The 8,915-nt window shown below is 39.5% G+C and carries 11 protein-coding genes; 1 reads left to right on the top strand and 10 read right to left on the bottom strand.

Annotated features, from left to right (window positions below; translation table 11 throughout):
- Positions 1-2 precede the first annotated feature (2 nt).
- The 5 genes from EWV84_RS14220 to EWV84_RS14240 are packed head-to-tail and all read right to left on the bottom strand — an operon-like array spanning position 3 to position 2,659.
- Positions 3-470, bottom strand: coding sequence for a hypothetical protein (locus tag EWV84_RS14220; protein WP_287078502.1), 468 nt, complete (start codon positions 468-470; stop codon positions 3-5).
- Between the two features lie 6 nt (positions 471-476).
- Positions 477-992 carry a hypothetical protein gene (locus tag EWV84_RS14225; protein WP_287078503.1) on the bottom strand — a complete coding sequence of 172 codons (516 nt, stop codon included), beginning with the start codon at positions 990-992 and terminating at the stop codon, positions 477-479.
- Positions 950-1,195: a hypothetical protein gene (locus tag EWV84_RS14230; protein ID WP_287078505.1), complete on the bottom strand. Its 246-nt coding sequence runs from the start codon at positions 1,193-1,195 to the stop codon at positions 950-952. Before EWV84_RS14230 ends, EWV84_RS14225 begins: the two co-directional genes overlap by 43 nt.
- A 5-nt stretch (positions 1,196-1,200) precedes the next feature.
- Positions 1,201-1,845, bottom strand: coding sequence for a hypothetical protein (locus EWV84_RS14235; protein WP_287078506.1), 645 nt, complete (start codon positions 1,843-1,845; stop codon positions 1,201-1,203).
- 28 nt (positions 1,846-1,873) lie between these two features.
- Entirely contained in the window at positions 1,874-2,659 is a 786-nt protein-coding gene (locus tag EWV84_RS14240; RefSeq protein WP_287078507.1) for a hypothetical protein, read from the bottom strand.
- Between the two features lie 169 nt (positions 2,660-2,828).
- On the opposite strand from EWV84_RS14240, the gene EWV84_RS14245 reads away from it, so the two are divergent.
- A complete protein-coding gene (locus EWV84_RS14245; protein WP_287078508.1) occupies positions 2,829-3,017 on the top strand; it encodes a hypothetical protein in 189 nt (62 codons plus the stop codon).
- 6 nt (positions 3,018-3,023) lie between these two features.
- On the opposite strand, the gene EWV84_RS14250 is transcribed toward EWV84_RS14245, so the two are convergent.
- The 5 genes from EWV84_RS14250 to EWV84_RS14270 form a co-directional block, all read right to left on the bottom strand.
- Positions 3,024-4,673 (bottom strand): hypothetical protein, encoded by a 1,650-nt coding sequence (locus EWV84_RS14250; RefSeq protein WP_287078509.1) that lies wholly within the window; start codon positions 4,671-4,673, stop codon positions 3,024-3,026.
- Positions 4,597-6,087, bottom strand: coding sequence for a hypothetical protein (locus tag EWV84_RS14255; RefSeq protein ID WP_287078510.1), 1,491 nt, complete (start codon positions 6,085-6,087; stop codon positions 4,597-4,599). The genes EWV84_RS14250 and EWV84_RS14255 overlap by 77 nt, the downstream gene beginning before the upstream one ends.
- Positions 6,088-6,108: 21 nt before the next feature.
- Positions 6,109-6,879 carry a hypothetical protein gene (locus EWV84_RS14260; RefSeq protein ID WP_287078511.1) on the bottom strand — a complete coding sequence of 257 codons (771 nt, stop codon included), beginning with the start codon at positions 6,877-6,879 and terminating at the stop codon, positions 6,109-6,111.
- 107 nt (positions 6,880-6,986) lie between these two features.
- Entirely contained in the window at positions 6,987-7,928 is a 942-nt protein-coding gene (locus EWV84_RS14265; RefSeq protein ID WP_287078512.1) for a hypothetical protein, read from the bottom strand.
- Positions 7,929-8,059: 131 nt separating this feature from the next.
- Positions 8,060-8,446, bottom strand: a complete 387-nt coding sequence (locus EWV84_RS14270) for a hypothetical protein (RefSeq protein ID WP_287078513.1) — start codon at positions 8,444-8,446, stop codon at positions 8,060-8,062.
- Positions 8,447-8,915: the final 469 nt, after the last annotated feature.

Raw genomic sequence — 8,915 nt, forward strand, 5'->3', positions numbered from 1 at the left:
GGTTAATTGGGATCATAGATAAGTGATGGATTTACAGTATCTAGCCAGCATTCACGCCCAATTAAGTAGATAATTTCCACTGGGACATTTGCTTGTGCTTTAAGCGCGAGACCTTTTTGAATGATCGTTGTAGGCGGTGAGTAGTTTGCCCAAGTATTTAAAGAATCAATTTGTTGCGCTTGCAAATTTAAAGTTAACGTCGGCGAAAAATTATCACCAGAAATTACTATGTTAGACAAAAAGTCAATCTTGCTCGATTGTGTCGGAATATTGGCAGTTTTAACCCAGATTGATAAAACTTCAAAATTCACGGGTATTTCCCACACTACCCCCTGATTGGCAACTAATAGATTAAAATTTGATAGCTGAATGTAAGATTCTATCCCCTGCGCTTGTCTAAAAATATTATTTTCTTGATAGCCTCTTAGGGTAACTTGCCCTGCAGGAATGATTGAAGGAGTAATAGCCATATGAATTTAAGGGGGAAACAGTGGGGTGTTAAATGTTGACTCGTCTGTCCCAACAATGTTAGACCGCTTTAATACTTCGCTGACAATTTCTTGCACTAAAGATGCTGATAAAGGACGAATTTCTCTCTCAAAATCGGGTAAGGGCTGAAATTCTTGGATGGTTAAGGAGTACCTAGAATCAATATTAATCCCGTTTCTTAAATATTTGTACCACTTTAAAGCTTGAAATCCTCTCACCACTTTTTGCGTTTTTAGTTCGTCAGGAAAATCAAAAAAAACAATTTCAGAGCCTTGTTTGGGGAAAAGCCGAAACCATTTAGACCCAGGGACACTAAACCCAGACCGATTGTAAATGGCGCGTAACTGTACACGGCTCCGAACATCGCTCAAGTCGCCGCTCCATGCTATTCGAAAAACAGACAACCCTTGTTTTGCTTCTCTAGGGAAATTTTGCCAGTCACTATCTGGCAAAATCGTACCTAAATCATTCCAGATTCCGAGATCGTCCAAGAGGGCAACCATAAGCCATAATCATCCTCCTCTAATTCACTTTCGTCATCGTAATCGTCTAACTCATCAGCGTTTATAACTTGAAGAATTCCATTATTATCAGGAACAAGATAAGCAATGTCGCCCTTAATATTATCCCGCCAATTAGGAGGAGGGCTCGAATGAAGAATCGCCCAAAACTCAGGATGATTTGATGTTATGATAAATCCATCCATGATTGTTAAATAAGCCTTTCTTGTGTTATCCTCTTAAATCCTCCGCCAAGTGGAGCGTCGTGTGAGCAAAAAGTACTGAAATCAGACCCGTTTTCTAGCTTAAGCTTCGCCTTTCCTGGTTTAGGAAGACTTGATCCTATAACCAGTTTTTGTCGTTCTGCATCAGTTGTAAGTGACTCTGGACCTTCTAAACCTAACGGAGTCTTGTACGTTTCAAAATCCCTTTTGTTTAAGGAAAAACCGTATAAAACGCCATTAGAAAGCTTTGCGATTGCTGTAACTGATTTAGGGCCAATTTGAGCCCCGGCTGCACGACCAGGTTTAACAAGGTTCCAACCGGCCCTCAAAGATGCTGATAAGGCATCAGGCGCGCAAAAAGTAGAAATACTCCCCTGTACAGTAGGCTCTTTGCTCAGTTGTTTGCTTACGCGCGGAGGTTTTGGAGCGTTTGCTCTTAGAAATACTATGGAAGACTTTGGAATTCCTCCCCCGTCATTGCTTATTTTTACGTGCTTTAGCACTGCCAGGTCTCCCTCGCCCACACCAGGAACCTTTGATAGGTCTTTAGTTTTAAATTGGTAATAAACTCCTTTAAACAGCAAAACTGCTACATCTTGATCTCGCTGTTTACCTCTTGTGTATTCTGGCATAGCTTCTTCTCCTTAATTGTCAGTAGGATTAAACGATCCGCACGTCAAATGTTTGTGATTGTTCGTTCAATAAATATTGAATATTGAACGAAATTGGTTTAACATAAATATCGTTTGCGGTTGTTTTTTCGGGATCGAGGCCTGTAGTTGGGTTAGTTGTTGCGAGAGCATTATCGGCTAAAGTAAATTCGACAATATCTCCCAGTGTTTTTGTGATTACAGCCGAAGACGTTGTGTTTACTACCCGTGCGGGGACTTTGTCAAACAAATATCGAGCAACGGAAAGAAACCACTTTCGAGATTGAGAGTCATCATCTGGGTCGGTTGCGGATTCTGCCCCATAAGAATTTATATCGCTGTGAGGAAGTAAAATTCCCGCTTCAGAGATTGCTCCTGCGCTCGCTATAGCGATAGCGTCGGGAAAAACATCCGTAATTTTCAATACGCCTTTTCCGATATTCGTTCCTGTGATAGGAACTGGAATCGGGTAAAAACTATCTGTGCTGTGATCGATGACATTCGCAGCACTAATCGTGAAAAGCTGATTGAAAATTCCAGGGCTAACTCCAATAGGATTACCCTTTGTGACGGTAAAACCTAATGCAGTCGCCAAAGAACTAGGAACAAGTCGATTAGAGGCAATGGTTGACTGTAAAGTAGCCAAGAAACCAGCTAAAAATTTGCATTGTTTGTTTATTTCGGGTTCCGAGGATGCTAACTCAGTAGATGCCGTCAAACCAGCAATATTGTCGCGAGGGATAAAAATCCCAGCAGATGCGGCTGTGCCAGCAGTGTCAAAATAAGCAATGGGCATAAAACACTTCCTTGTAAAACGTCAGGCTCAAACTTGCCTGCTAACCGTTATAGCCCGCTTAAGGGTTCGTTTGCAAGAGGGTTCGGGGATGTTAGGGTGAAAACAGAACCATAGGTGATGCTAATTGCACATTGCATCAAAAAATATGCTCTTGATCTGCTATTCCAGAATGAATCTCCGAAGCCGTCGGGCTATTTTGCGGACTCGCAAACGATGGGGACATCCTGTGAATTACAGCCCGCGACGTGCTTTGGTAGAAAGATTAGCTGACGAATTAAATTTGCCCACAGAGGCTGTGCTAGTCCAATTGCAAAAAGAACGAGAATTTCTGTTGAAGAATATTCGCTATTTTCGCTAAGGACTGTTAGGGATTGGCTCCCCGTGTAGATAAAATCTGGGTTTTAATGTCGTCAAAGTCTGGGGGAGCGTCATTAGTCCATAAAGGGATGCGAAAGCGACGCTCTTTATAAACACCAGAGAGAGTCGCCCTTCCTTGTTCTTCTAGCAGCACTTTTTCTCGGTTAACAATGGTTAGAAAAGCAGGATAAACTCTAGTCGTTTCTTTGTATAAAGCCTTATCAAACTCGCGTCGTCTTCCTTCTTTTTTTTCTTCTGCAATTGTTAGAGTGGCAATTTCTAGGTCAGTCAGATCAATAAAAGCCTTAGCTCTATCTTCCACTTCGCCACTGGTAGCACCATAAATTTTTAAATTAGGAACTCCAGTTTGCTTAAACCTGACAGTCGCTAAAAATCTCCCCCATAAGTAGCCATTTGTCCCACCACAAGCAAGCTTGATCACTTCCCAGTCTAATTTACTTCTTTTAATCATAGGAATAGTATAATTAACTCGCTTGCTAGTGCGGAATGGCGGTTCTTTTTCGCCGCGAAAGTTAATCTTAATTGCAATACCTTCAATAAAATTTTTAGTCATGGATTCTCGATGAATTTCACCGACAAACTGACCAATATCCCGGTTATCAATTAACTGATGTTGGGTAACAATATTCACTAATTGCGTTTTAACTAATTCCATTGGTCCAGCGACTAAGACTCGCTCTTTTTCGGCTTCCCTATTGGGCGTGACCTCTAATACGGTATCATCACCTAACAATTGATTTTTTGCTAATCGCTGTTCAGCGTACCAACTATCCAAGCTTTGAGCCACCACGAAACCAGCCTCATCGCACCCTTCTAAGAAGCCTTCATAAAAATTCTCTACAAACTCCTCAATATATCCATCGGGAAGGCTTTCGATTGCCTCTTCTACGGCAATCGCAAAAGACCACGGCTTAGAACTGGGAGCGCCCCAAGCTCGTATCCAATTATTAAAGTTAGAGCCAAAAATGGCTTGAGCAGCTTGTGATTGCTGACTGTTAGGATTTCGGAAAACCTCTTTAATTGTTCTGCGAATATTTTTATAAGCGCCATACATAATATGAGCAGCAATCGTGCGAGTAGTTTGAGATAGTAATACTCGTAAATTTCCCATTAATTCATCAAAAGCTTCTTCTGAGACTTCTTTTAAAACGTAAGCACCTAATGGTTTATTAAATTTGGCAATAATTAACCCAGGGATAACACCACAAGCAAGAAAGCCGATAAAATTACCAGCAGTTTCTCCCATCTGTCCAACTAGCATTAGTCGCATTTGTTTAAGCTGCTGATCTATTTGTTGGTCGGTGATATTCCAATTAAAATTATAAATAAAACTAATGCCACTTCTAAGCCAATTGTAGAGCGTGACAAAACTAAATCCTATCGCTCCTAACGCACCAATAATAAACCCAGTAAGACCGGTGATGCCCCCCCAAATAGATCCAAGAATATTGGTAAACCAATTTCCTTGATCAGGTTGAGACCTAGTAATCTGCCGAGTTCGACTAGCCCCTGCGATAGCTGTACGAACTTGTTCTGATTTCAAGGCGGATCGCGCTAAATTAATTACCCCCATTATTGCCTCCATTGTTATTGCCAATTTTACGAATTCTAGGGCGCTGGTCGCGTGGGCGACCATAAGGATTAGCTGAGTCTATGATGCCTGTTTCACCAGTAAATCCTTCTTCTACTTTTTCAATAAATTCGTTTAGCTCATTTTCCTCTGTTTCTTTATCAGTAGAAAAAGCGTCAACTAAATCTTTATACTCCTTGACAAAATTACCCCATTTAGATAAGTTATTCGGATTGACTTTTTCGTAGAGTGCTGTTTGGATAATTGCGGCACTAAAAAGCAACTGATCAAGTTTTTGCTCAAAAGACTGCTTTTCAGTGCATTGTTCAATATCGACATCAATTTCAGTCTCTTTGAGCATTTCTTCAAAATTGGGTTGTTCGCCTTCTGTTATGTCATACTTAGGATTGTAAAGAAATCGGATTTTTTCTTTAGATTTTTGGTTTTCAAAGCCAAGATAATCAATAATCTCCTCGACCATTTTGTTAGTACTATAACCTTGTAATTTAGTACTACCTTGTTCATTTAATAAACGGAAGTTAATGTTGACCAACAAATTGAGCATTGCCTCATTAAACAAGGTTTTGCCCGTCAACTCTGCTAAGGTTTCCGCAAGGTTAGGGAGTTCTATTTCTAGCGGGTCGTCTCCAGTTTTTATTAAGTCATTATCCTCAATTTTAATCTTGATGGGGAACTGCCCAAATAAGGCATCTAATTGCTTGAATCGCCACTCTTCAAATTGCGATTGATAGCTAATTTTTTTAATAGTATCATCGGCAACTTTTTTAGTTACATCTTCTACGACATTAAAGGGATACTCTTGAAGTCCAGACCTAAAATAATTACACGATAAAAATCCCGAAACTACATCGATAATATTTCTCAGTTCTAAATTTTCGGTTTCTTTTTCCGCTTCTAATCCCCATTGGGACTTTATTAAATTTCTGATTCTTTCTTCAATATTTAATGTGATACAAGGGGTATTGCTTTGCGTAAACCAGTCATCACCTCCAAGAATTTTATAAATTTTTTCAATTAAATCAGATTCATCTTTATTTTCTTTGTTACATACTTGTTTCTGCAAAAATGCGACCTGACTGTTAACAAGTTGTATAGCTTCAAATACATCATTAACAGTTATAATTATTTCTTGATAACTTGGATTATTATCCACACAAATAATATTAATCAAATCAAATTGCGGAGGCGGGAGTGGGTCTTCTTCTAATAAATCTTTAATTTTTTCGCAGCAGTTTAAAATTGTTTTAATATTGTTATTAATAGTTGATGCCAAGTTCAAAACTAAACTCACATTACTTGATGTAGTATTAGATGCGTTTAAAATTAAGTTTAAATTTGTTTGAGTATTAGCAAGCAAGCTGTTGGCGTTAGAAATATTTAAATTAATACTATTAGCTATAGTTTGAACATTAGAAACAGAAAAAACAAGCGAATTAATAGCAGTACTAACTTGAGACACACTTGAAATTAGGCTGATCACTTATTGAGACACTAACGATAAATCATTTTTTATTGTCGAAATGTTTTGGTTAATGCTGGTTACAGTGGCTTTAACATCAATAACATTTTTATTGACTATATCAATTTTTGGACTAATTTGATTAGTTAAATTGAGATTATTATTAACATTTACGTCAATCCCTCTTAAAATAGGCAAAGTAACATTTAAGCCATTATCACAGTCAAAATCGAGTTTTAATATTTCATTGAGAATTTCTTGAGATTTACTAATATGTTGAGTGTGATTCTTGCTTGCTTGCAAGCTAATCGCGCGACTTGTTATTTGAATCTCATTAATTATTCGTTGAATATCACAAAGCATAGATACACTGGTAGTGATGGAACATTTATCGACTCTTAAATTAGCCGTGAGAACACAAGAAATGGGATTGAATATCAAAGATAATCCGCAGTTAATTGGCTGTGACTTTGGAATTTCTCCCTTCTCGCCTTTATCTCCCTTCTCCCCTTTATCTCCTTTTTTCCCCGGGCTCCCATCTTTCCCAGGCTTCCCATCCCTTCCCGGTTGGCCTGGATCGCCTTTATCTCCTTTTTTCCCCGGGCTTCCATCTTTCCCAGGCTTCCCATCTTTCCCGGGCTTCCCATCTTTCCCGGGCTTCCCATCCCTTCCCGGTTGGCCTGGATCGCCTTTATCTCCTTTTTTCCCCGGGCTTCCATCTTTCCCGGGCTTCCCATCCCTTCCCGGTTGGCCTGGATCGCCTTTTAGCCCTTTAAAAACACAATTAACCATAGTTTATCAAATATAAAATATAAATTTCCAACAAAGTATATCCAATCCATCCCTTAACAGATTTATCTAACAAAATCAAGTAATTAATCATTAATAAAGGAACAAGATTAACCACAAATACAATCATAACTGTTACATCCCGGTTTATATTTTACAGTTTTCAGCACACACCCAACAGAATCAACACAGGCTATATTACCTCCTAATAATACCTTAATAGCAGTTCCCGGTGGACACTGCTCACATTTTTCCTCGCATTTTTTGTCAAACCGAATTCTAGGCGGTGGACAACTAGGATTATCAGAACATTCTTTGTATATTTCCGTAGCAAAGGGTAAAGGTGGGGCATCACGCCAAACGGTAGCACAATTGCCATTATATTCAGTTCTTAGATTCTGAAGAAAGCCAACTATAACTCTTCGGACTAATCGCTCATTTTCGGCTTTATAATAGCATCTTTCAGGGACTACTATCACCTCTGGGCAAACATCTCTAGTGATTGATAGGATTTCTTCATTGAAAATATTAAATACCTTAAAAACACATTGAGTTAGGGGAGCATCTTGATTATTCTTTAAATCTTTAATCTTATAATTAAATGTACGATATCTATTACAACTATTATTTCTAAGGAGAGAAGGCCATCTATTACTCGTGGCAGTAATCAGGCTCGAAAAATTAAGGAGCTTGATCTGATAAGTATTAGTATTATTTCCACCTGTCCGGCTTCCCATCGGTTGTGGAATGATTTCCTCTATCTGACGATCGGTTACGACACGATCGGGAAAAGTGACCGTGCCAATCCCCAGCAAATTATCATCACTACATCTCAGAGCTTCCAAAGTGTAGCTGACATCATAAATAAACCAATCGGACACATAAGAAGTAAGAGGATATTTTGGGATACTTCCTAAAGTATATCTATCCCCCGCTATTTCTTGCCAACTTTCTCCCGGATACCTGTAGCGAATTTTTTTAGGCTCCCAGATAGGAGCGTTGGCATAAATACAAACTGTTCCTTTTAAATCTCTATCCGTAGGCGGTAACAAAGTAGGCGGGGAGAAGATGGGGGCGACTTGCGTAGGCGGCAGCCGATTCGGCCCCGGCGGCCGAAAGGGAGAAGGGAACGGGGGACGTAAAGGGGAGAGGGGCGGCCTTACAAGCGGAGGGTTATAAACCATTAAAGATCAGTTGCGGGCGGGCGAACGGGAGAAGGGTCGGGCGTGTAGATCGTGGTGGTAATTTGATAACCCACTAGGTCAACACCAGATTCAAAGTTTCCATTATCAAGCCCTTTACCATTTATTTGAGTTATAAATCGGCGGCTTGCGGTGAGTTTTTGTTGTGTTGTGGGATTGATATCTGTCAAAGATCGATCGACGAGGGTATAATTGATAGCCGCGATCCAATCTTCCAAGGTATTAGGTGTGGAAGATCCCGATTGTAAAGCTGAGGAAATTTCGGACCAAGGCACAACCAGATAAGTTTCAGTGGGTACTAAATTGGTGATTGTACTACCGAGAAGGGATTGACTATTGGGAGAAAGAAAAGTGACAGGAACGCCCATAAATCTACATAAATTTTTTTACAATACCAATTTTACCGATCACCAGCCAAAATATACACTTGTAACACGAAAATTACAGGCTTTTTAGTTCAAATTTAGGTATAAAATAAAAAGGTCATCCCAAAACGCTTGTTTGGTTTTAGTTTTCAGATTTTGCTTTTTGGTCTGAAAATCCTCGTGTCCGCGGTTCAAATCCGCGTCTTGGCATCAGAAAAACAATAAAATTTACCCTGTATTTACTTCCTATTCTGCTAGGTTTTGTAAATGTAGCCTTTCTCGTCAAGATGAAGTGTAACCTAATTTGGTAAGCTGAAAGCTTTGATGTACTTAGTTTCTAACCTTCTTTTTAGGTAGGGTCTGCTGAATAAATCTAAAAACCTTGTTGGGTAAGACTTTTAGACTTTTTGTCAATCAAAAAGTACCAGGCATGGGAGTGATCAGGGGGAAAATTCAGGTACTTTTTCCCTGA

The sequence above is a fragment of the Microcystis sp. M_QC_C_20170808_M3Col genome, from assembly GCF_007095505.1.
Lineage (GTDB): Bacteria > Cyanobacteriota > Cyanobacteriia > Cyanobacteriales > Microcystaceae > Microcystis.